This is a genomic window from Duganella vulcania (genome assembly GCF_009857655.1).
GTDB lineage: Bacteria > Pseudomonadota > Gammaproteobacteria > Burkholderiales > Burkholderiaceae_D > Rugamonas > Rugamonas vulcania.
The window spans coordinates 1-26,242 of record NZ_WWCX01000092.1; the positions used below are offsets into that span (position 1 = coordinate 1).

28 protein-coding genes and 1 tRNA gene are annotated in these 26,242 nt (G+C 62.9%); 10 read left to right on the top strand and 19 right to left on the bottom strand.

The window, feature by feature from the left end:
• The first annotated feature begins 400 nt into the window (after positions 1-400).
• Entirely contained in the window at positions 401-1,618 is a 1,218-nt protein-coding gene (locus GTP90_RS28960; RefSeq protein ID WP_161086758.1) for an aminotransferase class I/II-fold pyridoxal phosphate-dependent enzyme, read from the top strand.
• 27 nt (positions 1,619-1,645) lie between these two features.
• Here the strand turns inward: GTP90_RS28960 and GTP90_RS28965 are convergent, their stop codons facing one another.
• Positions 1,646-2,611, bottom strand: coding sequence for an alpha/beta fold hydrolase (locus GTP90_RS28965; protein WP_161086759.1), 966 nt, complete (start codon positions 2,609-2,611; stop codon positions 1,646-1,648).
• Positions 2,612-2,850: 239 nt separating this feature from the next.
• On the opposite strand from GTP90_RS28965, the gene GTP90_RS28970 reads away from it, so the two are divergent.
• Genes GTP90_RS28970 through GTP90_RS28980 form a run of 3 tightly spaced genes read left to right on the top strand, consistent with a single transcriptional unit; the run spans position 2,851 to position 6,061 of the window.
• Positions 2,851-4,092 carry an efflux RND transporter periplasmic adaptor subunit gene (locus GTP90_RS28970; RefSeq protein ID WP_161086760.1) on the top strand — a complete coding sequence of 414 codons (1,242 nt, stop codon included), beginning with the start codon at positions 2,851-2,853 and terminating at the stop codon, positions 4,090-4,092.
• Positions 4,089-4,832: an ABC transporter ATP-binding protein gene (locus GTP90_RS28975; RefSeq protein WP_161086761.1), complete on the top strand. Its 744-nt coding sequence runs from the start codon at positions 4,089-4,091 to the stop codon at positions 4,830-4,832. Before GTP90_RS28970 ends, GTP90_RS28975 begins: the two co-directional genes overlap by 4 nt.
• A gap of 5 nt (positions 4,833-4,837) precedes the next feature.
• Entirely contained in the window at positions 4,838-6,061 is a 1,224-nt protein-coding gene (locus tag GTP90_RS28980) for an ABC transporter permease (protein ID WP_254452103.1), read from the top strand.
• A gap of 1 nt (position 6,062) precedes the next feature.
• Here the strand turns inward: GTP90_RS28980 and GTP90_RS28985 are convergent, their stop codons facing one another.
• The 4 genes from GTP90_RS28985 to GTP90_RS29000 form a co-directional block, all read right to left on the bottom strand.
• Positions 6,063-6,539, bottom strand: a complete 477-nt coding sequence (locus tag GTP90_RS28985; RefSeq protein ID WP_254452104.1) for a hypothetical protein — start codon at positions 6,537-6,539, stop codon at positions 6,063-6,065.
• A gap of 105 nt (positions 6,540-6,644) precedes the next feature.
• Complete coding sequence (locus tag GTP90_RS28990) at positions 6,645-7,130, bottom strand: glycine zipper 2TM domain-containing protein (RefSeq protein ID WP_161086762.1); 486 nt, start codon at positions 7,128-7,130, stop codon at positions 6,645-6,647.
• A gap of 97 nt (positions 7,131-7,227) precedes the next feature.
• Entirely contained in the window at positions 7,228-7,545 is a 318-nt protein-coding gene (locus GTP90_RS28995; protein ID WP_161086763.1) for a hypothetical protein, read from the bottom strand.
• A 78-nt stretch (positions 7,546-7,623) separates the two neighbouring features.
• Positions 7,624-8,334 (bottom strand): choice-of-anchor J family PEP-CTERM protein, encoded by a 711-nt coding sequence (locus tag GTP90_RS29000; RefSeq protein ID WP_161086764.1) that lies wholly within the window; start codon positions 8,332-8,334, stop codon positions 7,624-7,626.
• Between the two features lie 117 nt (positions 8,335-8,451).
• Here GTP90_RS29000 and GTP90_RS29005 point away from each other — a divergent pair, with 117 nt between their 5' ends.
• The 4 genes from GTP90_RS29005 (at position 8,452) to GTP90_RS29020 (ending at position 12,031) form a co-directional block, all read left to right on the top strand.
• The gene (locus GTP90_RS29005; RefSeq protein ID WP_161086765.1) at positions 8,452-8,835 is read left to right on the top strand and encodes a CCDC90 family protein; all 384 of its coding nucleotides are present in this window, start codon (positions 8,452-8,454) and stop codon (positions 8,833-8,835) included.
• A gap of 72 nt (positions 8,836-8,907) precedes the next feature.
• Positions 8,908-9,057: a type II toxin -antitoxin system TacA 1-like antitoxin gene (locus tag GTP90_RS37660; protein WP_161086766.1), complete on the top strand. Its 150-nt coding sequence runs from the start codon at positions 8,908-8,910 to the stop codon at positions 9,055-9,057.
• A gap of 235 nt (positions 9,058-9,292) precedes the next feature.
• Positions 9,293-10,369 (top strand): type VI immunity family protein, encoded by a 1,077-nt coding sequence (locus tag GTP90_RS29015; RefSeq protein WP_161086767.1) that lies wholly within the window; start codon positions 9,293-9,295, stop codon positions 10,367-10,369.
• 216 nt (positions 10,370-10,585) lie between these two features.
• Positions 10,586-12,031, top strand: coding sequence for a RelA/SpoT domain-containing protein (locus GTP90_RS29020; protein ID WP_161086768.1), 1,446 nt, complete (start codon positions 10,586-10,588; stop codon positions 12,029-12,031).
• Here GTP90_RS29020 and GTP90_RS29025 read toward each other — a convergent pair.
• From GTP90_RS29025 to GTP90_RS29060, 8 genes are all read right to left on the bottom strand, one after another.
• Entirely contained in the window at positions 12,020-12,607 is a 588-nt protein-coding gene (locus tag GTP90_RS29025; RefSeq protein WP_161086769.1) for a hypothetical protein, read from the bottom strand. The two genes, GTP90_RS29020 and GTP90_RS29025, sit on opposite strands and share 12 nt — an antisense overlap.
• Before the next feature lie 39 nt (positions 12,608-12,646).
• Positions 12,647-13,033 (bottom strand): hypothetical protein, encoded by a 387-nt coding sequence (locus GTP90_RS29030; protein ID WP_161086770.1) that lies wholly within the window; start codon positions 13,031-13,033, stop codon positions 12,647-12,649.
• A gap of 280 nt (positions 13,034-13,313) precedes the next feature.
• The gene (locus GTP90_RS29035; protein ID WP_161086771.1) at positions 13,314-15,683 is read right to left on the bottom strand and encodes a DUF3987 domain-containing protein; all 2,370 of its coding nucleotides are present in this window, start codon (positions 15,681-15,683) and stop codon (positions 13,314-13,316) included.
• Positions 15,680-15,895 (bottom strand): helix-turn-helix transcriptional regulator, encoded by a 216-nt coding sequence (locus GTP90_RS29040; protein ID WP_161086772.1) that lies wholly within the window; start codon positions 15,893-15,895, stop codon positions 15,680-15,682. Before GTP90_RS29040 ends, GTP90_RS29035 begins: the two co-directional genes overlap by 4 nt.
• A gap of 71 nt (positions 15,896-15,966) precedes the next feature.
• Positions 15,967-16,197 carry a hypothetical protein gene (locus GTP90_RS29045; protein ID WP_161086773.1) on the bottom strand — a complete coding sequence of 77 codons (231 nt, stop codon included), beginning with the start codon at positions 16,195-16,197 and terminating at the stop codon, positions 15,967-15,969.
• A gap of 176 nt (positions 16,198-16,373) precedes the next feature.
• Positions 16,374-17,585, bottom strand: a complete 1,212-nt coding sequence (locus GTP90_RS29050; RefSeq protein WP_161086774.1) for a tyrosine-type recombinase/integrase — start codon at positions 17,583-17,585, stop codon at positions 16,374-16,376.
• A 219-nt stretch (positions 17,586-17,804) separates the two neighbouring features.
• Positions 17,805-17,889: transfer RNA gene (locus tag GTP90_RS29055), tRNA-Leu, on the bottom strand.
• A gap of 119 nt (positions 17,890-18,008) precedes the next feature.
• Positions 18,009-19,925: an AAA family ATPase gene (locus GTP90_RS29060; RefSeq protein ID WP_161086775.1), complete on the bottom strand. Its 1,917-nt coding sequence runs from the start codon at positions 19,923-19,925 to the stop codon at positions 18,009-18,011.
• Between the two features lie 362 nt (positions 19,926-20,287).
• Between GTP90_RS29060 and GTP90_RS29065 the strand changes: the two genes are divergently transcribed.
• The gene (locus GTP90_RS29065) at positions 20,288-20,671 is read left to right on the top strand and encodes a gel scht (protein WP_161086776.1); all 384 of its coding nucleotides are present in this window, start codon (positions 20,288-20,290) and stop codon (positions 20,669-20,671) included.
• Between the two features lie 47 nt (positions 20,672-20,718).
• On the top strand, positions 20,719-21,126 hold the full coding sequence (locus tag GTP90_RS29070) for a hypothetical protein (protein WP_161086777.1): 408 nt from the start codon (positions 20,719-20,721) through the stop codon (positions 21,124-21,126).
• Positions 21,127-21,184: 58 nt separating this feature from the next.
• Here the strand turns inward: GTP90_RS29070 and GTP90_RS29075 are convergent, their stop codons facing one another.
• The 6 genes from GTP90_RS29075 to GTP90_RS29105 form a co-directional block, all read right to left on the bottom strand.
• Positions 21,185-22,909 carry an ArnT family glycosyltransferase gene (locus GTP90_RS29075; protein ID WP_161086778.1) on the bottom strand — a complete coding sequence of 575 codons (1,725 nt, stop codon included), beginning with the start codon at positions 22,907-22,909 and terminating at the stop codon, positions 21,185-21,187.
• 114 nt (positions 22,910-23,023) lie between these two features.
• Entirely contained in the window at positions 23,024-23,293 is a 270-nt protein-coding gene (locus GTP90_RS29080) for a type B 50S ribosomal protein L31 (protein WP_117013937.1), read from the bottom strand.
• Between the two features lie 178 nt (positions 23,294-23,471).
• Positions 23,472-24,734 carry a transcription termination factor Rho gene (gene rho, locus GTP90_RS29085; RefSeq protein WP_116991848.1) on the bottom strand — a complete coding sequence of 421 codons (1,263 nt, stop codon included), beginning with the start codon at positions 24,732-24,734 and terminating at the stop codon, positions 23,472-23,474.
• Positions 24,735-24,855: 121 nt separating this feature from the next.
• Positions 24,856-25,182, bottom strand: coding sequence for a thioredoxin TrxA (gene trxA, locus GTP90_RS29090; RefSeq protein ID WP_008452390.1), 327 nt, complete (start codon positions 25,180-25,182; stop codon positions 24,856-24,858).
• Between the two features lie 219 nt (positions 25,183-25,401).
• Complete coding sequence (locus tag GTP90_RS29100) at positions 25,402-25,818, bottom strand: response regulator (protein ID WP_161086780.1); 417 nt, start codon at positions 25,816-25,818, stop codon at positions 25,402-25,404.
• A 15-nt stretch (positions 25,819-25,833) separates the two neighbouring features.
• Positions 25,834-26,242 (bottom strand): Hpt domain-containing protein (locus tag GTP90_RS29105; protein WP_161086781.1); only part of this gene is annotated, 409 nt, incomplete at its 5' end.

The following is a 26,242-nucleotide window of genomic DNA, read 5'->3' on the forward strand; positions in this document are numbered from 1 at the left end:
TACCGGCTCGACGACAGCCGCCACCTGCCGGGCAACGGCCTGGGGCTGGCCATCGTCAGCGCCACCGCGCTGGCCCACGGCGGCGAGCTGGTGCTGGAGGACGGCGCGCCGGGCCTGGTGGCGCGCATCCTGCTGCCGCTGGCGCCTTCCAACCAGTGAACTGTAACAATTAAAACGGTAGCGCCTGCCGCCAGCCCGCAGCGCATGGCGGCGTTGCAAATGCTCGCGATAGCCCGCTATCGCTGCGCTTTGCGCCTTGCCCTGCACCGCAGGCTGGCGTCCTTCGCTCCCGTTTTAACTGTTACAGTCCACTGGCTATCCGATCGGTAATGTGGCCGCAAGCGTGCCGCAAGCCGGTCCACGCTAGCATGGACGGTTACTCACGGAAGCCCTCTTCACCATGCACGACTTGCACGACATCGCCGACTGGCTCAAGCAGCATCCGGTCCATCCCGACCGCCAGCTGCCCGGCACCCTGCCGGACCCGGTGTTCATCGCCGGCGGCGAGCCGGTGGTGTCGTTCAGCAGCAACAACTACCTGGGGCTGGCCAGCCATCCGCGCGTGACGGCGGCGGCCAGGGACGGCCTTGAGCGCCACGGCGCGGGCAACTGCGAATCGCGCCTGCACGGCGGCGACCTGGCGCTCTACCGCGCGCTGGAGGGCCGCCTGGCGGCACTGCAGCGCACGGGCGACGCGGTGCTGTTCGCCTCCGGCTACATGGCCAACCTGGGCGTGCTGTCGTCCATCGTCAAGGCCGCCACGCTGGCGCGCCTGCACGGCTACCGCGCCCGCAAGCGCCACAAGTACGCCTACTATTCGGACGAGTGCAACCACGTCAGCATCCGCGAGGGCATCCAGCTGTCGGGCGCGCTGCGCTACAACTACCGCCATGGTGACATGGACCATCTGGAATCGCTGCTGACGGCGGGGGCGGAGGAGGGGGCCACGCCGGTCATCGTCAGCGATGGCGTGTTCGGCATGGAGGGCACGATCGCGCCGCTGCCGGCGCTGGTGGCGCTGGCCGAGCGCCACGGCGCGCTGCTGTACATTGATGACGCCCACGCCACCGGCGTGCTGGGCGCGCACGGCGGCGGCACGGCCGAGCACTTCGGCTGCCACAGCCCGTGCCTGATGCAGATGGGGTCGCTGGGCAAGGCGTTGGGCGCCAGCGGCGGCTTCGTCGCGGTCGAGCGCGACATGGCGGACGTGATCCGGCTCACCAGCGCGGCGTATGGCTACAGCCGCCCGCCGCCGCCCAGCCAGGCGGCCGCGCTGCTGGCGGCGCTTGATGTGCTGGAAGAGGAACCGCAGCGGCGCAAGCGCCTGTGGGACAACCAGCGCTACTTCATCGAACGGATGGCGCCGCTGGGTTATACCTTCGTGTCGACGCAGACGCCGATCCTGCCGGTGCTGGTCGGCGAGGCCGAGGCTTGCCAGCGCCACGCGATCGCGCTGCGCAAGGAAGGCATCCAGGTCGAGTCGGTGCAGTTCCCGGCGGCGCCGGTGGGGCAGGCGCGGCTGCGCTTCGTGATGAACGCCGGCCATACCGGCGCGCAGATCGACCATGTGGTGCGGGTGATGGCGCAGCTGGCCGGACGGGCGTCGCGGCTGGCCTGAGCCCGCACCGCCACCCGCGCCACCAGATCAGGACTGGGCGAACGCCAGGAAGTCGGCGTTGAACTTGTCCTTGTGGGTGTCGGTCAGGCCGTGCGGCGCGCCGGGGTAGGTGATCAGCTTGGCGTGCTTGACGATGGCGGCCGAGGCGCGGCCGGCGGCGTTGATCGGCACGATCTGGTCGTCCTCGCCGTGGATGATCAGGGTCGGCTTGTCGAACTTTTTCAGGTCTTCGCGGAAGTCGGTTTCCGAGAACGCCTTGATCGAGTCGTAGGTGTTCTTGTGGCCGGCCTGCATGCCCTGCGCGTACCAGGCGTTGATGATGCCCTGCGACGGCTTGGCGCCCGGACGGTTGTAGTTGTAGAACGGGCCGGAGGCCAGGTCCAGGTACAACTGCGCGCGGTTGGCGACCGAGGCGGCGCGGATGCCGTCGAACACTTCCATCGGCAGGCCGCCCGGGTTGGTGTCGGTCTTGAGCATCAGCGGCGGCACGGCCGAGATCAGGCCCAGCTTGGCGATGCGCTTGGTGCCGTGGCGGCCGACGTAGCGCGCCACCTCGCCGCCGCCGGTCGAGAAGCCGGCCAGGATGATGTTCTTCAGGTCCAGCGCCTCGATCAGCTGGGACAGGTCGTCGGCGTAGTGGTCCATGTCGTTGCCGTCCCACGGCTGGCTGGAACGGCCATGGCCGCGGCGGTCATGGGTGATCACGCGGAAGCCGTTGTTGGCCAGGTGGAAGGCTGCCGATTCCCAGCTGTCGGCGTTCAGCGGCCAGCCGTGGCTCAGGATCACCGGCTGGCCGGTGCGCGGACCCCAGTCCTTGTAGTAGATCTCGACGCCGTCGCGGGTGGTGATGGTGCTGACCGATTTCTGCACCTTGGCGGCGGCCTGGCTGTCGCCGCTGACGGCGGCCAGCGGCAGGGCGACCGCTGCGGCGGCTGCGACCGCGGCGCCGGTCATGGCGGAACGGCGGGAGGTATCGAGGATTTTGCTGGACATGATGTGTTTCCTTTTTGAGTGGTGATGCGCTTCATGGTAGGCAGGTCCGGCCGGCTTGGAAACGCCCATACGTGCAGGATGGGCCTGCAACTTTGCACATACCCCCATCTGGTTGCCGCAACCCCCTACCTTGGAGAGAGCGGGTCCAACCTTGCCTAGTTGCATTCCTTGCAAAACGCCATATACTTGGCGGGCTGATCCGCATATCGACGGATCTCACTATGGGATGTGTAGAGACGATGGCTTTCCTGACCAAGAAGAAGATAGCGCTGGCCGTGGGCCTGCTGGTGATCTGCGGCGCCAGCGCCGCCTGGTACTCCAAGAGCAAGACCCCGGTGGTCGAGCCGCCGCGCTTCCGCGTGGCCGCCGCCGACACCGGCAACATCACGCAGACGGTGACCGCCACCGGCACCATCAACCCGGTGGCGCTGATCAACATCGGCTCGCAGGTGTCGGGCACGGTGAGCGAGCTGAAGGCGGACTTCAACGACCACGTGCAGAAGGGCCAGGTGCTGCTCAAGCTCGATCCGACCATCTTCAACGCGCAGATCCGCCAGGGCGAGGCGCAGCTGGCGTCGGCGCGGGCCAACCTGCGGCTGGCGCAGGCCACCCACCAGCGCAACCAGACGCTGGTGACGCAGAGCTTCATCTCGCCGCTGGCGCTGGACCAGTCCAAGCGCGAGGTCGACGTGGCGCAGGCCAACATCCAGCTGGCGCAGGCGCAGCTGGCGCGCGCCCAGGCCGACCTGGACAACAGCGTGATCCGCTCGCCGATCGACGGCGTCATCATCAAGCGCACGGTGGACCTGGGCCAGACCGTGGCGGCCTCGTTCACCACGCCGACGCTGTTCCAGATCGCCCGCGACCTGACCAAGATGCAGATCGACACCAGCGTCTCCGAGGCCGACGTCGGCGCGCTGAAGGAGGGGCAGGCGGCCCGCTTCGTGGTGGATGCCTATCCCGACAAGGAATTCGACGCGCGCATGCGCCAGTTCCGGCTGGCGGCCAACGTGGTGCAGAACGTGGTGACCTACAACGTGGTGCTGGACGTGGACAACAAGGAAGAGCTGCTCAAGCCGGGCATGACGGCGCAGGTGCGCCTGCTGGTCGGCAATCGCCAGCAGGTGCTGCGCATCCCGACCGCCGCGCTGCGCTTCCGCCTGAGCGACGAGGAAGTCGAGAAGCAGGCCAAGCGGGACAAGGCGCTGGCCGCCAAGGCCGGCAGCGCGTCCGCGAGCGCGTCGGCCAGCGCCGTGGCCGTGGTCGAGGCGCCGCAGGAGGACGATGCCGCCTTCCGCAGCAAGAGCGAGCTGGCGCGCTCGTTCAAGATCTACACCATGGACGACAAGAACAACCCGGTGGCCAGGGACATCAAGATCGGCCTGTCGAACTTCCGCTACACCGAGGTGGTGGGCGGCGACCTGAAAAAAGGCGACAAGGTGATCACGCGCGCCATCAACGAAAAGCAGGGTGAGCTGTGACGGCGCCGCAACCGCTGATCGATATCCGCCAGGTCACCAAGAGCTACTTCTCCGGCAACGTCGAGACCCAGGTACTGTTCGGCATCGACCTGGCCGTGCCGCGCGGCGACTTCCTGGCGGTGATGGGGCAGTCCGGCTCGGGCAAGTCGACGCTGATGAATATCTTCGGCTGCCTGGACCAGGCCACCGGCGGCAGCTACCACCTCAACGGCGTCGATACGCTGACGCTGTCGCGCGCCGAGCTGGCGACCATCCGCAACCGCACCATCGGTTTCGTGTTCCAGAGCTTTAACCTGATCAAGCGCATGAGCGTGGCCGAGAACGTGGCGCTGCCGCTGATCTATGCCGGCGTGTCGCGCTCGAAGGCGCACGCCAAGGCGCTGGTGGAACTGGAGCGGGTCGGCCTGAAGGACTACGCCAAGCGCACGCCGAACCAGCTGTCCGGCGGCCAGCAGCAGCGGGTGGCGATCGCCCGCGCGCTGGTGGGCGATCCGCCGCTGATCCTGGCCGACGAGCCGACCGGCAACCTCGACACGCAGACCAGCATCGAGATCATGCGCTCCTTCCAGCAGCTCAACGAGGAGCGCGGCATCACCATCCTGCTGGTCACGCACGAGCCCGACATCGCGGCCTACAGCAAGCGGCTGATGCGGCTCAAGGACGGCCACGTGCTGTACGACGGCCCGGCCGCCGAGGGCCTGCGCCAGCTGGCGCAGAGCCACGAACCGATAACGGTATAAATCATATGAATCCTTTACAGATCGTAGTCGAGGCGTTCCGCTCGATGATGGCGAACCGCCTGCGCACGCTGTTGACCATGCTGGGTATCATCATCGGCATCACCTCGGTGGTGCTGCTGCTGGCGGTGGGCGACAGCATGAAGCGCTTCATCGCCAAGGAGCTGGAGCAGCTGGGCACCAACATGCTGTTCGTCTCGCCCGGCGGCGACCGCGCGCAGCAGCAGCGCATGCGCACCGGCGCGGCCCCGGCCCTGACCATGGCCGACGCCGCCGCACTGAACGCGCTGCCGTCGCTGGCCGGCGCGGCCGGCGTGCTGCAGGGCGGTTTCAACCTGGCGGTCGGCAACGAGAACGCCTCGAAGACGGTGCACGGCGTGACGCCGGCCATGTTCAAGATCCGCGGCTGGAAGATCGACAAGGGCAGCGCCTTCAGCGACGCCGATGTGCGCGCCGCCTCGCGCATGGTGGTGATCGGCAAGAAGATCGCCGACCAGTTCTTCTACAAGATCGACCCGCTGGGCAAGTACATCCGCATCGAGAACGTCTCGTTCCAGGTGGTGGGCGTGCTGTACGGCGAGGGCAAGCAGGTGGACGGCGGCGACCTGGCCGACTACGTGCTGGTGCCGATCACGGCGTCGGCGGCCAACCTGGTGCGGCTGCCGTTCCCCGGCAACGTGCATTACGTGGTGGCGCAGGGCAAGTCCGGCGGCAACCTGCAGGACGCCATCCAGGACATCAACGAAACCTTGCGCGACCGCCACCACATCAAGTTCGAGCAGCCGGACGACTTCCGCATCGACAACCTGGCCTCGTTCGCCGAGACCGCGCAGAAGATCAGCGCCGGCCTGGCCGCGCTGCTGGGCTTGATCGGTGCGATCTCGCTGGTGGTGGGCGGCATCGGCATCATGAACATCATGCTGGTGTCGGTGACCGAGCGCACGCGCGAGATCGGCATCCGCATGGCGATCGGCGCCAAGCCGCGCGACGTGCTGCTGCAGTTCCTGACCGAGGCGGTGGTGATCTGCCTGGTGGGCGGCGTGTTCGGCATCCTGCTGGCGACCGGCGCGGCGGCGGCCATCACGTCCACCGGCAAGTTCGACGTGTTCATCACGCTGCAGGCGGTGGTGGTGGCGTGCGGCTTCTCCAGCCTGGTGGGGGTGTTCTTCGGCTTCTACCCGGCGCGGCGGGCGTCGAAGCTGCTGCCGGTGGACTGCCTGCGCTACGAATAGTTCAGTAGTCGAACTTGCCGCTGCGGGCGGAGTTCTTGAAGAACGAGGGCGCGGTCTCGCGCTCCAGGCGTTCCTGCTCGCGGCGCTGCTTCGCCTCCAGTTTTTTCTGGGCGATGCGTTCGTTCTGTTCGTCGATGCGGCGCTGCATGTCGCGCCCCTGCTTGCTGTTGCGCAGCAGGCTGAACTTTTGCAGCATGGCGGCCGACCAGATCAGGAACACCACCAGCAGCGCCAGCAGATAGCCGGCCTGCCACAGGCCGTAGTTCTGGCTGATGATGGGGAACAGCGGACTGGCGTCCTCCAGCCAGCCCTGGCCCAGCACGCCGCAGACGGCCGCGAGCAGGCCCAGCGTCAGCGTCTTGACGATCAGCCACCGGCTGGCCTTGACGCGCTGGTTCCAGAATTGCTGCAGGTCTTCTTGATGGTCGGCAGGAGTGGTCATGACGTTCGGAATGCGTGGCGGTAGTGCAGCGAGCATTATGTCATATTTTCCACTGGGAAACTAAGCTCCGGCCTTGATCCGGCCCAAACAACGCGGCCCGGTCCCCTGTGCGGGGCCGGGCCGTGGTTTGCCGTGACGGACTTAGTTCTTCTTGGCGATCTCGTTGCCGACGTAGGCGCCGCCGACCGCGCCGGCGATGGTGGCCGCCGTCTTGCCCTTGCCGCCGCCGACCTGGTTGCCGATCAAGCCACCAACCACCGCGCCGATGCCCATGCCGAGCGGGCTGTTCTGCGCCACCGGTGCCGGGGCGGGCGCCTGCGGCTGAGGCTGGGCGGCAGGCGCCTGGGCGTAGTCGTCATTGTTCACGCGGCGCACTTGCGGGGTCACATGATGGACCACGGTGCGGTGCTCGACCACGGCGGGGCGGGTTTCCGGCATCGGCTGGTTTGCCGCCTGCTGGCCGGCCTGCGGCGCGGCGTTGGCGACCACTGGCGTGGTGTCCGGCGTGGCGTGCGAGCTGGGCAGCAGGCCGGCGATCGACGCGGCGCCGACCAGGCTTACCAGCGTCAGCGATACGGCCGCTACGGCCATCAATGGGTGGATACGGGTGGTTGGGGTGGTCGTCATTTTATTCTCCTGTATTGCGCCACGGTGGCGCTTGCTCATATAACGAGCCGGAGGACAAAGCCGGTGACGCAGAAAGTGTTTCCAGAGTAAGCAGATGTTACGGCGCGCTTTTGGCGGCATGGCGCCGTTCCAGCCACTCGTGGCCGCCGCTGGCCAGCGCCTTGGCGATCACGGCCGGCGGCAGGCTGTAGACGGTGGCCCAGCTGGCGCGGCCGTCGCCGGTGTTGGACGGGAAGCTGCTGATCTCGACCGGCCAGTTGTATTTGCGTTTGAGCGTCTTGACGATGGCTGCCAGCGAGGTGCGGCCCTGCAGCGGCGGCGCGCCGGTCTGGTCGGCGTCGGACAGCAGCACGGCGAGCACGGCGCCGCGCGCGGTCAGCGGGCCGGGGAATTTGGGGAGTTTGGCGGGAGGCATGCCGCCATTCTAGCGGAACGGGCCGGCGGGGCGGAGGCCGCTGCGGCCCGGCCCGCCGGCATGCGCGGCGCCTGCCGCTTAAGCCGCCTTGGCCTTGCGCTTGCGCGCCAGGCCGATCAGGCCCAGGCCGGCGCCCAGCATCAGGTAGGTGCCTGGTTCCGGCACGGCGGTGATCGACAGGGTGTCGATGCCGATGTAGTTGGAGCGGGTGCCGGACGGGCCGCCGTCGTCGACCGCGTAGCGGAAGGCGAACGCGCCGCTGGTGGCGCCGGACAGGCCGTTGAGCGTCACGCTGTACTTGGTCCAGGCTTCCGGATAGCCGGACTTGTCCTGGTTGGGATTGACCGACAGCAGCAGCGTGCTGAACGAGCCAACGCTGTCGGCCGAGTGGCCGACGTCGGCGCCGCCGCCATTGCTGAAGCGCACTTCCAGGCGGTCGGGGAAGATCGACTGGTCGGCGGTGCGGGTGAAGAAGGACAGGGTATCGCCGTTGTGATAGGTCGAGGTGGGCAGGATCAGCCAGCTGCTTATGGCGGCCACGTCGGCCCCGCTGTTGTAGTCGGCGCCGATGTAGGAGCCTGGCGCGCCCTGGTGCGCGCCGAACGCGAGTGGACTGCCTTGGAACCAGCCGATCGAGCCTTGCGGGGCGCTGTTGTTGACCACGGTCCAGCCGGTCGGCACGCCGCCATCGAAGTTCTCATTGAGCGCGTCTGCCGACGCGGCGCCGGCGCTCAAGGCCAAGGCCAGCAGCAGGGTGGACATCACAGCAGGTTTAAACGATACAGCCATTTTCTACACCTCCATCAAACTATCGAGAGAATACCGGCGGGCCCCGCCGCACCGGACCGTGCAATCCTGTAAGGATGAGATTGCAGGAAATTACGATAGCATGCGTGCAACGGAAAAATGGAAGTTGTATTAATGTTATATAAGGGTTATGCCGCTTTAGCGGGAAACTACAAGGGGATGGCACAATGGCTGTTGTTTCGCGAGCGTGTCGGCGCCGAATCGCCGCCGCATCACCCCAACCATGCAATCATCATGATCGAAATGATGCCCCATGTAGCCGCCAGTACGACGTCGGTTGAGAAGCCGGACAGCAAGATCGACCACCTGGATGCCAAGATTGACCGTCTGGATGCCAAGATCGACAGGATGGCTGCTGAACTGAGCGCGCAGATCGAACGCAACGCGAAGGAGAGCACGCGCTGGCTGATGGGTGTGGTGATATCGGTCGCCATGCTCCAGTCCGCCCTCGTCACAGGCCTGGTGTTCAAACTGATTCCGTGACCCACTAGCCAGAACCGGAAGGTCTAAAACATGAATGCGACGGAAGAGCGAGGCTGTATACGAGAACACACGATGCGCTACACCCGTGAAGACGCAGCCATGTTAATGAATTTATTCGAGTCCCCGCCATCGCCTAACCCGGCGCTAGCGAAGGCGTTCGCGCAGTATAAAACCAAGGTGGAAATTGGCATACTCACTATCCGCGCTGGAGGCGGAGCATGAAGTACTGAGCTTGATAACTACCTGAGTGCGATGGCAAGGCCGCAGTTGGTCGCGCTCCCGTTTGAAGATGTCGATAGTTGTGAAGTACATCTACGGTGCCGGCTCTGGTGGCTTCAAGCCACCACCAGCGTTTGCGTACCGATGGCACGTTGGCGGCACCAGCACCAGTGGTCGCATCGAAGAGCTTCGACGCGACTCTTGATTTCTCACAGCGGCAGACCACTGCACGACAGGTATGAGTGAACTCCCTTTCAATCCTCTAGAGTTGATGCGCGAACATCCTGAAAAGATGCGCGTCCCCGGCGGCCTGCTGACCAAGCAAGGGCCGCAGGACTACGTGGGCAGCGTGCCAGCCATCACAGGCACACTTTTTTTCAATGATGCACACCTCCCCGATGTACGCGAAGCCATCTGTACCTGCTTCGACGAGTATGAGGCCGTGGCCAAGGCGCACCTAACGTGGTTGTGGCGTGAGGAACCGCCAGACGGGCCGGACAAGTTCGCTTACACCAAAGCACCCACTATGCGCAGTATGGTGAAGCGAATGAAAGAGAACGATCTACTTTCATTTACCTACACCAGCGGTGAGCAGCCGCATGATGCTGGCGAATGGATATTCGATGTCTCTGGGATGCGCGGCTGGGAGGCAAAGATGATCGTGCGTGGCACATCGGCGCTGCGCTTTAGTCTACCGTTGTTGTATGTTGAGGAGAACCCGACCGCGTTCCAATCCATGTTCGTGAGCTTCGCCAAGCGCCTGAAGGCTCTCCACGGTTATGGCGGCCTTGGGTTGGTGCTTTCTTCCGTGCGCTTGAGCGACAACCAGCCCTTCGAGGCATTCTTGGCGGATAAGCTCAATGGGCTGGACGTGGGACATCCAGTCGCAGGCGCGATGCACGCCCATGAAGGCATCAAGACAGTCTCTTGGCTGACCGCTATGAACTATGAGCAAGTCGAAAAAATAGGAGGACTATCGGTCATCCGTTCGGAGTTGCCCCTGGACTGGTTTGCGCTTTATAACTACGACGCAGGTCTTGTAATCCAGGCAGGGCCAGCCCCGGAGGCTGCGCCGGCAGACCAGCCCAAGCCCGCGCGGCTGGTGCTACCGAACATGCTGCTCAAAGAACTGCGCGCACCGAAGGTCAGCTTACATTACGCATCGAAAGACGGCGAGCCGCGACTGAACGGCTGGACTGCAGAGCAATGGCTCAAGCGCTTCGATATTGAGGATGCCGAGTTGATGGCCTACAAGTCCAGGCTGCTGAACGAGCCGAAGCTCACCACGGCCACGACGCTGCCAGATTGTCAATGACACGTGTGCTGAGTCATAGAGCAGCACAGGATACTTAGCAGTCAGCGTGGATCGCGGCGCCGAACATGCGCCGATGTTCGGGATTCCTAATATAGGTATCCTCGGCCCCTGAGTTCATGCGGGTTTGCGGCCGATGTGTGTAAAAAAGTGTGCAAAGTGGCCGGCAACAGCCGTATATCCGATAAAATAAAGACAATTATTGACAAGGGGCATTTTATGTTGCAATTTGATCTTGACGTTTTCTTGGCGCAGAACCGGGTCACTTTAGAGGACTGGCAGTCGAGCGATATTTCATGGGAGGATTTGCTATTAATCGGGCAAGACCATGAAGAGCAACAGGCTGCACTTGAAGCAAGCGCCATTTTGAACGCCAGTCTCATACAACGCTTCAACGGGGTGCACTCGGTTCGCTGGCGCGTGAAGGATACAAGCCACCTTATGGCGAAGATTATACGAAAACGGGCCGCGAAAGCACCGAAGTATATGGACATATCGGCGGCGAATTACATGGAGGTAATCGATGATCTGATCGGCCTCCGCGCCCTACACCTGTTCAAGGACGACTGTTTCGAGATCGACCGAGAGGTACGTGCGGTGTTTCCATTGAAAGAAAAGCCGATTGCTTACATTCGCGAGGGTGACAATCCCGCGCTGACAACGCAGTACCAAGCGGCGGGTATGACCGTTGAAAAGCACAAGGACAACTACCGCTCGATACATTATATTCTGACAACCAAGCCGACGCTCCGCGTTGTTAATATCGAGCTTCAAGTGCGGACTATTTTTGAAGAGGGCTGGAGTGAGATCGACCACAAGGTACGTTACCCGAATTTTCCCAATAATCAGCTTTTAAGAGGCATCCTGAATGTTCTAAACGGGATGACTGGCCAAGCCGACGATACCGGCGGTCTCATACAGAAGCTGAGCCAGGAGCTACGGCTGGGCATTGGTGAAACTCATGGGTCTGGACCTTCTGATAATAAAATCGACAACATCAGCGATTTTTCTGTAGACGAGGTAACCGAAGTCGAACACCCGCCCGCTGGTGTTGACGCTGGAACCTTGCCTGCTGACGTTTCATCGAGTAAAGCAGAAGGCCAACCAGAACAGCCAATTGACCCCACGCCCCGTCAGTCTGCTGCGCTAGATGTTACCTATAAAACAATGAGTGAGCGCAACGCAGTTATGCGCGCGCTCAGGGACTTCAAGGAGGCGGGTGCGGTGGTCAAGGCAATGAATGACCATAACGCGGCGATGAAAGCGCTTAGGGGGTTCGATGAGGTCGGTGCTGCTACTAAGGCGATGAATGAGCACAACGAGGCTATGAGGGCGCTCAGGGGGTTCGATGAGGTCGGCGCCGTTGCGAAGGCATTGAAAGAGCACAATGCGACGATGAACGCATTCAAAGGCTACAGTGGTGTCAGTGCTGTGGCCAACGCGCTGAATGAACACGATGTCGCAAGACGACTGGTGGACGATCAGAGCGCCGCGAAGCGGCTGCTGGACGACCATAATGCCGTAAAGAGAATACTGGACGACCAGAGCGCCGCGAAGCGGCTGCTGGAAGATCACAACACCATCAATAAAGCGCTTGAGGAACACAATACTGTTAAACGATACCTTGACGAGCAAGAATTGATTAGAAACGCATTAAAGCGTTGAAGAGGCGGCCTTGAGCCAGCGCCGTACCTCATCGTAATGTACTGCCGTGAGGTACGCGATACGTCCCGACATACAGGCATAGCGCTTACGCCAAGCCCCGTGCGGCCGGTCGGGCACGCAGTCGCCTGGAACGCCCCCCAACCGTTCCACCAGCTTCTCCCGCGCCAGCCGCGCACGCGCCACCGGGCCGGTCACCAACGAGGTGCGATACCGCAACCCATGGCAATGCCGACACGCCAGCTCACCAGCCCGCCAGTACAGCGACTGGAGGTTTCCTTCATGCGCGCGAGGGCACTTCAGGAGGGGGCGTACTCGGTCATTCAGGCACGGCACGGCCACGATGTCGGCCAGCCATACCCGGCCGCCCAGATGGACCGCCAGGCGCGTATCTGACAGCACGGCGACGGTACGCTCGTCACCATCAATCATCACCACCTCAGGCCGCCCTGACGCCTTGACGGCGCGCAGTAGCTTGGGCAGGTTGACCTCAAAGGCGGACTCAAGGACTGGGACACGGGGCGCTTTGGCCTTCTTCATTTTTATCACCGAAATAGAAAGCGAACCGGGCACTTCCATGCGCGGTTCGCGGGTTGAACTACAGGACGTTGACGGAGATCAGTGCGTCAGCGTGCGGTCGTTGGGCCACGCCTTGGTGTAGCTGCGGCCGACCCGGAAGATGACTTTGCCGCGTGGGTTGCCGAATTGCGCCGCCAGCAGTTCCATTAGTGCAGTCTTGACGATAGAGCGGTCGCTCGCCGAGTCGGCAGTGAGGTAGTCGAGGCCAATGGCAATGGCCTCGGTCAGTTCGTCGTCGCCCAGTTCGCTGACATCGCAGAACGACAGGTGTGCGAAGTAGCGGTCGGCGCGCAGACGGTCGACGCCGATACCTTCAAAGAGGTCACGTACCAGCTTGATGCCGACGTCGGTTGGGATGTTGCGGCAGCCATCGGCTGCCACCTTAATTTGCGTGTCTTGCTGCACGCGGTTACTGCGTCGCTTCATTTTGTTCCTTGTGGGTATTGGGGAAATCCCAGCCATCATTAGACCCGGCTGAAAGTAATTCGACTGACTATATTCCTGCCGTGAGCCGTTCGACCTTGATGCTGTGATCGTGTCGTCGCGCCAGCAGGTGTTGATCTTGTGCGATCAACAGCAATTGGCGTTGCTGCTGGAAACGTAGGCGGGCTGTGGGTTTAAACCTGATTACATATAAAAAGAGATACCCCCCTTCCTATGTTTTTGTCCTCTCCTTCGGCAGGAACAGGGGGTGTTTTTATTGCTGTTAATGCTGTTGGTCGGCGAACTCAGGTGCCACGTAGGCAGCGCGCTTCGCACCACGGCCGGACTCGTGGGTGATGTTGTACAGCTTGATGCCGCGATCTGATTCCAAGTTGCGGAACACGTTGTCACGCAGGCGACCGTCGGCACCTTTGAATTTGCTCGACTTGCGCGCGATTTCGGGAACAGTAGCGCCCTTTGCACCGGCTTCCTTCACAATACTGGCTACGTCATTGCAGAGCGAGGCGAACGGGTTGTCCGCGACCTTGGTGCCCAGCACGACGATGGCGCGGTCAGCCCAATAACGGACGTAGTCGATAGCCCACTGGGCATGCTCGGCCGTGATGGTGTCGGAGCCGCAGGAGTGTGCCACCATCAACGAGACCTTCATGGAAATCTCACGTACGCGGCTGTACATCTCGCACAGGCCCTGTTCTTCCAGCTCGTCCATGCGTTCGATGCACTGGATATCGAGCTGCTTGAACAACCGCGTAGCGGCCGCGTCAAACGGCACGGTGATAGGCTGTGGGCGTGTGTCATGCTGCGTGTCGATTTGGGTTTCAGCGATATCGCCGGCCCCGCGAATCCGGCATGCCTTTGCCCATTGGATCACCGATTCCGGCGGCTCGACATAGTCAACATCTTGACTAGGCTGGCGACCAAGGTCCGAAATGACCATGATGAAGCGATTCAGGAAACCGTCCTTCAGTGAGCCGGTCCCGACCGCATTGTAGAAGGTGTCCGGCGTGGTCATGCCCAGCACAGTCAGCGATGGGTTTTCAACGAAGCGGTTCCGCTGCTTCTCGCGCATATCCTTACTCAACCCAGCCATCGAGTATGCCTTGGGCGTCAATGTCGAGTGCGAGCGGCCGAACATCTCCATGAGGCGCTTGCGGGCCGTGCCACCGTTGTGGTTGTTCTTGGCGTTGCCGGCTTCAAGCAACAGACCGAACTCGTCGATGATGGAGATGTGGGTCGGCTTGTCCAGCAGCAGCGAGTCGATTGCTGCGTCCGAGGTATATTCGGATGCGCCGATGAGCTGTTGCAGGCCAGCGGCGCGCAGGCATTCTTCAATGACGGTTTTTGCGTGCTCCTTGCCACCGCCAGACACAGCGATATTCAGGAAGTACAGGTTGGTCCAGTTACGCTGCGTTGTGCAGAATTTGCGGCCCATGACGACGCTGCCGAATGCCAGCGCGGCCTGTACAGCGAAGTACGGCTGTGGCTTGCTCGACGTCTGGTTCACCCAATTCACCATATCGCCCAGCACCCCAGGGATCGTCAGCAGGTGAGGCGGCACGCCGGCTGAAGGGTTTTGCTTGATAACGGTAGGCTCACGCAGAACCAGTAGGGGCGGTTCGGGGGCAAACTTTTGCTCGGCACTGGCTACGAGACGCGGGATTTCTGCGCGACGCGCCACCCAGCGTTCGTCGTGTGTCACGGCGGCAGTATCCATCAGCGCATACAGCATGTTGACCACAGCCCCACCCCGCAAACCGTTCGCGACGAGGCTGGCGATCAGGTCACGGATGCTGTCATGGTATACCTCGCCGGACAAAATGTTGCGGATCAGTTCAGCTTGACGCTTGTCGGCAGCCATAGTCGAAAACTCGCGGGTCTGTGGATTTGCCGTCTTATCACCGCGAATGCGATCTGCCAGCTCGCTGAAGCCCAGCAGCGGGCCTACGGCGCCATTCTCGACGTAGTGGCCGGTGACGGTCAGGTAGCGGCCCCGTGAATACATCTCGACCTTCAGGCCGTTGTATTCACGGTTCACACCGCTGGACAGGTTTTCCGCATAACCGAACGCGCGGAGGCCAGTGCCCGAGGGGGACAACTCGATGTAGGTGGCCCCAACCGAATCCAGCAGCATCTGCGCGGCTGGATCGATCTTGCCGTTCACGACGCAGTTATCGAGGTCAATGCCGACCAGGCCGGAGCCGTCCAGCACAATGCCGATACCGGTATAGCCACCTTCTTCAAACGCTGCTACTGCCTGGGAAAAGGTCCCCCACGACGTCGGGTCATCCACCTTGGCGCGAGCTTGGGGCAGCGACGGGTCATACGGCATCTTGATGGGCTTTTGCCCGGTCGGGCCTTCTGCGCGCCAGGCAACCCAGCGGGCTTCGTTGCGCAGGGCCAGCGGGATGTTCGCAAAGAGCGGCGACAAGAATGTGACTGCGGCATCTTGAGTGGCAACAGTTGGTTCAGCGCCTTCCATGACAACGTCGGAGGCGACTTTCAGCGCCTTGGTGATTTTAATCTGAAAATCCAGTTTCCCGGCATCACCGTTGAAGCGTTGGTCTTTTTTCTGCTTGTGCGCCAGATACATGGCGATGGACGTTGCCTGCCCCCCAGTGCCTGCACCGATCATACGGAACCCACCGAGTTGGAATTAGCGCAGCCGGCAACGAATGCGTCAACGTCATCGGCGTACCAGCCGGTTACGCTGGCGCCCAGCTTGAAGGGTTTGGGGAATTTGCCGTTGCGCACCCAACGCCAGATGGTGGCTGGGCTGACCGGCAGGATGCCGGTCTTGGTTGGGGTAGTCGCAATGTCGGAGATGCGGATGATGCGAGAGGGCATGAAATACTCCTATGTAAAATAACAGGGAGGAGTATTTCAGTTCTAACTTTTAAAAGCACTGGCGCTGCGTGTCACGACTTGCCATGGCTGATGAACCGGCTCACTGTACGGTCGTCGACACCCAAATCGTCCGCCACGGCACCTACTGCCGCCTCGAAGCTCAGGCCGCTCTGCCGAAGCCCCGTCACTTCGCCGCGTACTACCATGCGGTTGATGTCCCAGTCGGGACGGAAGTGATCGCCATGCTCCCCAAATCGCTCCAACGCGCGCAACGCAAACTCTAATACCTGGTCTGCGTACATGTAGTTACGCTCCTCTACTGGCGCATCTGGGTTGGCGCATACGCGCCCGTCAGGGCTTTGTAGCGCCTCGCGGCAAACCGCAGCAAAATCAGCGACCTCCCGACGAACCTCTGGCGCAGGCAGACGGCCAATTTTTCTCTCTGGTAACATTTTAATCCTTGTGATTAGCTGTTTTGTTAAGCCCGAAGCTGTAATTCGTCGTCGCCTACACGTAACGTATCTAGGTAATCAGCCCAACGCTGCATCATCAACCGCCGTGCTGGTAAGTGGGCTGTGCGGTTATAGGCGCGGCCATTGGTGTCCTTCACCGCGTGCGCCAACTGGTGTTCGATGAGGTCTACCCGTTCCTCGAGCACTTCATCGAGGATCGTGCGGGCCATCGCCCTGAAGCCGTGGGCGGTCATAACATCCTTACTGAACCCCAAACTACGCAGGCAGGCATTGATGGTGTTCTCGCTCATGCAGCGGTCCTCGGTGCGAATACTTGGGAAGACGTACTTGCCGTGGCCGGTCATTGGATGCAGGTTTTCCAGGATGGCGGTGGCTTGGCTGGGAAGTGGCACGACGTGGTCGTTTTTCATCTTCATCTTTGTGCCAGGGATGCGCCACTCGGCTGCCGCGAGATCGATCTCACGCCATTCTGCGCTGCGCAGTTCACCGGGCCTGACGAATAGCAAGGGGGACAGTTTAAGCGCGGAGGTCGCGTATGGGTGGCCCGCGTAGCCGTGGATGGCCCGCAGCAACTTCGCTACCTCGCCCGGCTCGGTAATTGCCGCGAAATGGTTCTGCGGGATTGCTACCAACGCACCCTTCAAGTCCGCCGTGACATCACGTTCTACCATGCCGATGGCAACCGCGTAGCGAAACACCTGGCCGCACAGCTGCTTGACTCTGTGCGCGGACTCAATGGCGCCGCGTGCCTCCAGCCGCTGTACCGCGAGAAGCACGTCCCGAGGCTTAATTTGGGTGATGGGCATATTGCCGATATGCGGCAATACATTCCTACTCAGCCAGCCGTGTACCTTTTCTTGCGTGGAAACAGCACGCTGAGACTTGGTTTTCTCCAGCCACTCGTTTGCGACAGCGCTAAAGGTCTGGCGCCCCAGCAGCAGGCTCTCTTGCTTCTTTTCGCGTTTGGCAGCCGATGGGTCGATGCCGTCGGCCAACAACGTGCGCGCTTCCTGGCGCCGCTGCCGAGCTTTGGCCAGGCTTACGTCTGGGTAGGTGCCGAATGCGGCGGTCTTGCGGGTGCCGTTGAAGCGGTAATCGAAGCGCCAGTATTTTCCGGCGGGCTTTACGAGCAGATACATGCCCTCACCATCCCGATATTTTTGAATACCGGGACCAGCAGCTTTAACTTGACGAACGAAGGTATCGGTCAATGCCATAAATCTCATCCTTACTAATTATCGTTCTACGGAGTAGAACTCTGTACCAGCCCCTATGGCGGTACTTTCTCCGTAGTCCTTTGGGATACCGCCAGGGGTACCGCCAAAGTGATGCGATGGGATGAGACTTGATGAGATGCCGAAACATAACAAAAAACCCGCACTGCCTAGTAGACATGCGGGTTTTGAGCTGTTGCGACATGATTTGATCCAAAGTAATGGTGCCTCGGGCCGGAATCGAACCGGCACGCCTTGCGGCGGGGGATTTTGAGTCCCCTGCGTCTACCAATTTCACCACCGAGGCCGGTGTGTCGTCCTGAACTTCAACGACTTGCCAGGGAGCTCAGCTACTACGCCATCCCGGCAACGCGACCCGCATTATCACTGATTTGCCTGCATGCCGCAACCCGTGATGTGGAAATTTTATATTTTTGCAAGTGCCACGGCCGGCGCCGCGCCCAGCTGCCGCTGCTCCAGCAATGAGAAGATGGCGTCCTTCGACAGCACGTACTGCTCCATCAGCACCTCCTTGAGCTCGTCGATCGCCACGCGGTAGTCGGCGATCGCGCCCAAGGTGTACGAGTACAGCTCGTCCGCCTTGGCCTGCACCTGGTCGAGGTCGCGCTCCTGGTTCTTGAACTGGCTGTAGTCCAGCTTGGACCGCGAGTACATCGACAGCTGGTTGACCATCATGTCCAGCATGGACGTGGCCTTCTGGATATCGTTCTGGCTGCCCACCGAGATGCCGCGCGCGCCGTAGAACAGCTCCTCGGCCGCGACCCCGCCGTACAGCTGGATCACGTCGCGCTCCAGCTCCTCCAGCGTGCGCAGCGCGACGTCGTCCGAGGCCGACAGCACATAGCCCAGCGCGCCCAGCTTGGACACCGACTCGGTGCTGATCTTGAGCAGCGGCGAGCGCTCCTTGATCTGCTCCAGCGTCAGCCCCTGGCGCAGCCACGGGTCGATCTGCATGAAGAAGTGGCCCAGCTCGTGCAGCGCCACGCGCTCGCGCTGGCGCGTCTTCTCGGCGCTGGTGGCGCGGTCGGTCAAGCCGATGGTGGCGCGCTCGAAGGCGCGGAACATCAGCCCGGTGTCGATGGCCGCCTGTTCCTGGATGGCGATCATGCTGGCGCGGTCGACCACGGTCTGCAGCAGCGCCGGGCTGAGGTTGGCGGTGATCTCGGCCACCTGGTCGAGGTCGAGCCGGTCCCAGGCCACGCAGCCCTCGGCCTTGCGCGCCAGGAAGGCGCGCAGCAGTTCGCGCCGCTCGGCCTTGTTGGGCAGGCGAAAATTGATCTTGACCGAGAAGCGGCGCAGCATGGCCTCGTCCATCGCCGAGCTGGCGTCGTCGAAGTTGGAGGCCACCACCCAGATCACGCCCGCGCCCTGGTCGCTGCGCACGCCGTCGAGCAGGCCCAGCAGCGCGTTGGCGGTGTCGTCCTCCCATTTCTTGTCGCCGCGTCCGCGCGGCATGAACAGGCCCTGGGCTTCGTCGAGGAAAATGATACAGCTGCCGCGCGCGCACGCCTTGCGGTGTAACGCGTGCAGCGCCTTGGCGCCGCCGCCGATGTAGCCGGACTCCAGCGCCGAGGCCGAGGCCTGGATCAGCGGCACGTTCAGGCGCTTGGCCAGGTAGCCGGCCAGCTTGGTCTTGCCGGTGCCGGCCGGGCCGGTCAGCATGACGTTGAAGGGCTTGTCGATATCGTGCTGGCGGTACACCGCGCGGTTGCGGATCATGTCCTCCAGGTGCAGCACTTCCTGCTTGATATCGTCCATGCCGATCAGGTCGTCCATGCTGCCGGCCAGCTGGTCCGGGGCCAGCACGGTGGCCGACACGCCGGTGCCGGGCAGGCCGTGGCGCAGCACGAACAGCACCAGGCCCACCAGCAGCAGGTCGACCGCGTGGCGACGCAGCCAGCCGCCGGCGCGCGCCATGGCGCTGTCGTCCTCGTCCTGCAGCACCGCGCGGTGCGAGGCCAGGAAGTCGTCGCGCGCGATCGCGTACGGCAGGTTGTGCTTCAGCAGCACCTCGCGCTCCAGGCTCAGGTGCGTGGTGGCCGGCACCTTGACCACATACAGCAGCGGGTCGCCGCGCAGCTTGAACACATAGCGCGGCGCCTCCGACAGCGGCGCCGCCACCAGCAGGTATTCCAGCCGCTGGCGCTGGGCCGGCAGCGCGGTGATCTGCGCGATGTCCTGCGAGCGCAGCACGGGTTGCGGGTCTTGCGGCACGTCGGCGCGCCAGCCGAGCAGGGCCGCTATCGCCAGGGCGGCCAAGGCCAGCCCGGCGCGCACATAGTTGTTGCGCAGGGCGGCCTGCAATTTGTACAAGGTGAACATGATGCTATCCAGAATAAGACTGTGCGGCTGAGGTCGGATTTGGGCGCGGGGTTGGGGCGCAGCAGCCGGGGCCGCCATGGCCGGCGCGCGAGGTGGGGCGCTGCCGGGTGTTGCGCTCAATATAGCTGGACTGTGGCGCTTTGTATCGGCTGAGCTAAAAGAAAGACGTGCCGTGCAACAGCATGGCCGCGGCTTCCGTTCGTCGCGTTTTTTTACACTTGGCGCACGCCGATCGACCGCCCGTCGCATACGCCGGATCTGGCGCGCGGCCTTTGCTAATCTGTACATGTCTGCCGCTGATTTGAAAATGCAGCGGTGGCTCCCAGCAGTTTGCAGGTCCCGATAATCTTACGGAGCACACCATGAAAACCACTCTCTTCGGCGTTGTTGCCGCCATGGCCTTTGCGGCCATGCCGGCCGCCCATGCGGGCGATGCCAGCGTGCAGATCAAAGGCGGTCTCAGCCGTCTTCACCTGCTGCAGGGCGACTTCGCCAACTTCAAGAACGCGTATCAGTTGACCAACGGTCAGATCCTGACCTTCAGCCAGCGCATGTCGCGCTACTACACCCAGCTCGACGACGGCCAGCGCGTGGAGATCTTCGCGATCGCCCCGGACAAGTTCGTTACCGCCAACGGCACCCGCTTCGAATTCAACGACGTGGGCGAGAGCGTGGGCGTGGCCAACTTCGCCCGTCTGCCGCTGGCCAAGGCCAACGGCGACACCATCGTCGTCGCCCACCGTTAAACCCCCGGGGCCGGCCGCCCCAACCTTTTACTTATTGGAGCAATACCATGAAGACCACTCTTTTGAGCCTGGCTGTAGCCGCTGCCTTGTCCTTCGCCGCCACCGCCGGTGCGGCCCCCGATGCCACCGCCACCAATGCCGCCAGCGAAAGCGTCAAGATCAGCGCGAGCCGCTACCACATGGAGCCGCAGGAGTTCCAGGACTACCAGTCTTCGTACAATCTCAGCAATGGGGAGACGATCAGCTTCACGCGCCAGGTCGGCCGCTTCTACACCGCGATCAAGGGGCAGCCACGGGTGGAAATCTATGCGGTGGGACCGACGGAATTCATCACCCGCACCGGTGCGCACTTGCGCTTTGCCGACGCTGGCGACACGCTCACCGTCAGCAACTACGAGCGCCTGCCGATGCTGGCCAAACTGCCGGCCAACACCACCGTCATGGCCAAGCGCTGAGCGCGCGCGGGCAAGGCCCGCGCGGCACCATCACGGCCCCGTCGATCGGGGCCGTTTTTCATTCGGGGCGGCGGTACAGGCGGAAGCGCTCGTCGCGGTCGGCCGGGCGGCGCCCTTCCCACAACAGCTTCCATTGCTGGTCGCGGTAGCGGGCCGGAATCTCGCGCTCGTCGCGCAGCTTGATGCTGTCCTGGAGCAGCAGCAGGTCGCAATGGTCGCCCTCGACGCCGGCGAACGGCAGCTGGGCGTAGTACGCGAACGAGGCGCGCTGGGCCGGGCCGACGTTGGTCTCGATGCAGCGCGCGCCGGCCGGCAGCTTGTCGGCGATCTGGCGCGCCACGCTGGCGTAGCTCTTGCTGTAGTTGACGTCCGGCAGGAACAAGGTCATCAGCAAGATCCAGATCAGGATCAGGCCGCCGGACGACAGCACCACGGCGCGCCACAGCACGGCCGGCTGGCGCGAGATGCGCCAGTGGACCAGGGCGAACCAGCCGGCGGTGGCGGCCAGCGCCACCAGCAGCGCGATCCAGCCCAGCTCGGGGTGGAAGCCGGGCACCAGCTTGAGCGCGTTCTTGGCGGCCTTGGCCGGCCAGCCGGTCAGCTTGGCGATCCAGAACACCCAGATCACGGCCGCGCACAGCGTCAGCGCCATCACCGAGAACCAGTCGATGGCGTTGATGGCGCCGCGCTTCATGGTCAGCAGGCCGAACGCGGCCATGATGGCCAGCGGCGGCAGCAGCACCAGCAGCTGGCCTTGCTCGGGCTGGTCGTTGAACAGCGTCAGCAGCGCGCCCATGGTGACAAAGGCCAGCGGCACCACGATGTGCAGCGCGCGGCGCTGGCGCCGCCAGGCCCACACGGCCCAGCCGGCGAACGGCCATGCCGGCCAGAAGAACCAGACCCCGACGCGGAAGAAGAATTTAAGCGAGCGCATGCCGGGCATGCCGAGCTGGTCCAGGTTCCAGGCCAGCCAGGCGTTCAGCGGCAGCTGGTGGTAGGGTTGCAGCCCTTGCGCCGGCAGCAGCCATAGCGCGGCCACGGCGCCGCCGACCGCGATGGTGGCGCCCAGGTCGCGCGCCGCGCGGATGGCGGGCTGGTCGAGGAAGCGGGTGCAGGCGAACAGGGCCAGCATCAGGCACACCGGCGTGACCCAGCCGCGCGTCAGGGTCAGCAGGCCGACCGCCAGCCCGCTCAGGGCGGCGTTGCGCAGCGACGGGCCTTCCACGTAGCGCACGGTGCGGTACAGCAGCAGCGCCACCAGCGACACCTGCAGCGCCTCCGAGGTGGTCTCGTGGCTGTGCAGCAGCAGGCCCAGGCAGCCCAGGTAGATCAGCACGGCGGCGTCGGCCAGCGTGCGGCCGAAGTCGTCCGGCTCGGGCTGGCCGCCGAAGGCCAGGCGCAGCGGCTGCGCGTCCTGGCGGCGGCCCAGGTTGAAGGTGGCGTACCACAGCGACAGCACGCCCAGCAGGAAGACGCCGACCGTGCCCACGCGGGCCGCCAGCACGTCGCCCATCAGCCAGCCGAACAGCTTGATGCCGAGCGCGCCCAGCCAGAACGCCAGCGGGCCCTCGTCCGGCATCGACAGGCCGGCGATGTTGGGCCACAGCCAGTCCTGCCAGGTGCCGTGGGCCATGGTCCACATGATGCCGAAGCTGGCGGCGTCATCGTTCTTCCACGGGTCGCGGCCGATCAGGCCAGGCAGGATGTACAACAGGCCCAGGGCGAACAGCGCCCAGCGCGGCAATGCCAGGGTAGCGGCGGCGGGAAGACGGACTGGCTTCATCGATCGGTATGCAAGTGAGAGGTGAACGGGAGTATGCAGGAAAACCTGCGGCCGGCGAGGCCGACAAACAAAAAAAGCAGCCAGAGGCTGCTTTTTTGTTCATCGCGGCGAAAATCAGCCTTGTGCGACTTGGGTCTTGGAACCCACTGCGCCGAACTTCTGGCGGAATTTCTCAACGCGGCCAGCGGTGTCGACGATTTTGTGCTTGCCGGTGTAGAACGGGTGCGATTCAGCCGACACCTCGATCTTGACCAACGGGTATTCTTTACCGTTGTGTTCGATCTTTTCGCGGGTCTGGATGGTCGAGCGGGTGATGAATTTGAAGTCGCACGACAGGTCGTGGAACACCACTTCGCGGTAATCTGGATGGATTTCTGGTTTCATTTTGAAGCCTTCGGTTAGTTAGGTAGCCAAACAGCACTTCGTCGGTCGATACCACTTCGTGACCCGATTGCCGCTCACTTGCCAGAGTTAAAATTGATGCGATCGGGGATTATACCGGTGTAAACGCAAACAGGCAACCGCGATGGTTGCCTGTTTTTCATGATTGCCGCGGGGTTAATTACCCACCGCGCCTCATCATGTCGAAGAACTCACCGTTGTTCTTGGTGGCCTTCATCTTGTCGAGGATGAACTCCATCGCTTCGATCTCGTCCATCGAGTACAGCAGCTTGCGCAGGATCCAGATCTTCTGCAGCTGGTCCGGCTTGATCAGCAGTTCCTCGCGGCGGGTGCCCGATTTGTTCAGGTTGATCGCCGGGTAGACGCGCTTCTCGGCCAGGCGGCGCTCCAGGTGCACCTCCATGTTGCCGGTACCCTTGAATTCCTCGTAGATCACGTCGTCCATGCGCGAGCCGGTTTCGATCAGCGCGGTGGCGATGATGGTCAGCGAGCCGCCTTCCTCGATATTGCGGGCGGCGCCGAAGAAGCGTTTCGGGCGTTGCAGCGCGTTGGCGTCCACACCGCCGGTCAGCACCTTGCCGGAGGCAGGGATCACGGTGTTGTAGGCGCGCGCCAGGCGGGTGATCGAATCCAGCAGGATGATCACGTCCTTCTTCATCTCGACCAGGCGCTTGGCTTTTTCCAGCACCATCTCGGCGACCTGCACGTGGCGGGTGGCCGGCTCGTCAAAGGTCGAGGCGACCACTTCGCCGCGCACCGAGCGCTGCATCTCGGTCACTTCCTCGGGACGTTCGTCGATCAGCAGCACGATCAGCGTGCAGTCCGGATGGTTGGCGGTGATCGCGTGCGCGATGTGCTGCAGGATCACCGACTTGCCCGATTTAGGCGAGGCCACCAGCAGGCCGCGCTGGCCCTTGCCGATCGGCGCGATCAGGTCGATGATGCGGCCGGTGATGTTCTCGGTGCCGTTGATGTCACGTTCCAGGCGCAGCGGCTCGTTCGGGTGCAGCGGCGTCAGGTTCTCAAACAATATGCGGTGCTTCGAGGCTTCCGGCGATTCGCCGTTGACCTTGTCGACCTTGACCAGCGCGAAGTAGCGCTCGCCATCCTTGGGGGTGCGCACCTCGCCCTCGATCGAATCGCCGGTGTGCAGGTTGAAGCGGCGGATCTGCGACGGGGAAATGTAGATGTCGTCGGTGGACGCCATGTAGCTGGCGTCGGGCGAGCGCAGGAAGCCGAAGCCGTCCGGCAGCACTTCCAGGGCGCCGTCGCCGAAGATCTGTTCACCGGATTTCGCGCGCTTTTTCAGGATCGCAAACATCAATTCCTGTTTGCGCAGACGCGCCGCGTTGTCGATATCAAGACCGATGGCCATCTCCAGCAGTGCCGAGACGTGTAGGGCCTTTAATTCAGATAGATGCATATGTGTTGAGTGTCCCGTGACGGGAAAGTAAAGGTAGGGGAGGGAACTGCGTGGTTGTCTCTAAGTTATTAAACGGCGCCACGGGCGCGGCGCCGTTTTTTGCAGCGTAATACTATCGTACTTAGATATTGCTGTCGATGAAAGAGGTCAGCTGGCCTTTTGCCATGGCGCCAACCTTTTGCGCGGCTGCCACACCGTTCTTGAACAGGATCAGGGTCGGGATGCCACGGATGCCGAACTTGGCCGGCACGGCCTGGTTGGCGTCGACGTCCATCTTGGCGATCAGGATCTTGCCGTCGTATTCCTTGGCCACTTCTTCCAGGATCGGGGCGATGCTCTTGCAAGGACCGCACCATTCGGCCCAGAAGTCGACCAGCACCGGGCGGTCGGACTTGAGCACGTCGGCGTCAAAGGAAGTGTCGGTGATGTGTTTGATATTTTCGCTCATATATTCCTCAATCGAGGTCTGTGGGATCAATAACGCCTGGGGATTATGCCATGTTGTCCGCAATCGCCGTCAACGTTGCCGGTTACAGGCAGCAGATGGTGGCCAATTGCGCGAATTCAATGTCTTGGAATGGGATGGCAACAAGGTCGGCAGGCGGGGATGGCGTAAATAATAACCCATTTTTTAAAAATGTGCGGCAGATTGTAGAAACCATCTAAACTATTTGCCAAGCTTGTCCGGCGCCGGGCCCGGATGGGGCGGGCAGCGCGTGGCGGCGCGGGCCATCAGGCCGGCCAGCGTCTCGGCCGCCAGCGGCTTGGCGCAGGCGTCCAGGATGGCCAGCCCCTGCGCCTCGGCCAGCCGGGCGGCGGTGCGCAGCACGGCGCCGTCCACGCCCGACAACAGCACCACGCAGCCGCCGTACTGCTGCGCCGCGGCCGCGCGCAGGAAATCGATGCCGTCCATCGCCGGCATGCTCAAATCGCAGATCAGCAGGTCGGGCGGGCGCAGCCGCAGCGCCACCAGCGCGCGCCGGCCATCGGTCTCGGCCACCACCTCGTGCGGGCCCAGCTCGGCGATCATGTCGGCCAGCAGTTCCAGCATGAACTTGTCGTCATCGAGCAGCATTACCCGCATGGTGTGTCACCTGGTCTAGTTATCGTCGGCGAAAGTGGTGTTGGTCATGATTTGTTCGGTGATCTGTTCCAGCAGCACCCACAGCTGCGCCAGGATGGCGGCCGCCGCGCGCTCCGGCATGCCGTCGGCCGGCAACTGCTCCAGTTGCAGCATCAGCTCGCCCATGCCCAGCGCGCCCACGGTGCGCGCGGGCGACTTCAGGCGGTGGCCCAGCTCGCGCACCCCGGCCAGGTCGCCCTTTTGCAGCGCCCGCTCCATCTGGGCCAGGCCGTCCTGGGCGTTGTGCAGGAACTTGAAGGCGAACTTGCGCACCTTGTGCGGATGATAGCCCAGCAGCTTGGCCAGGATCGACAAGTCGATCACCGCCGGGTCGCCGCCCAGCGTGGCCTTGAAGGCCGGACGCGGCGGCGCGGCCGGCGCCGCG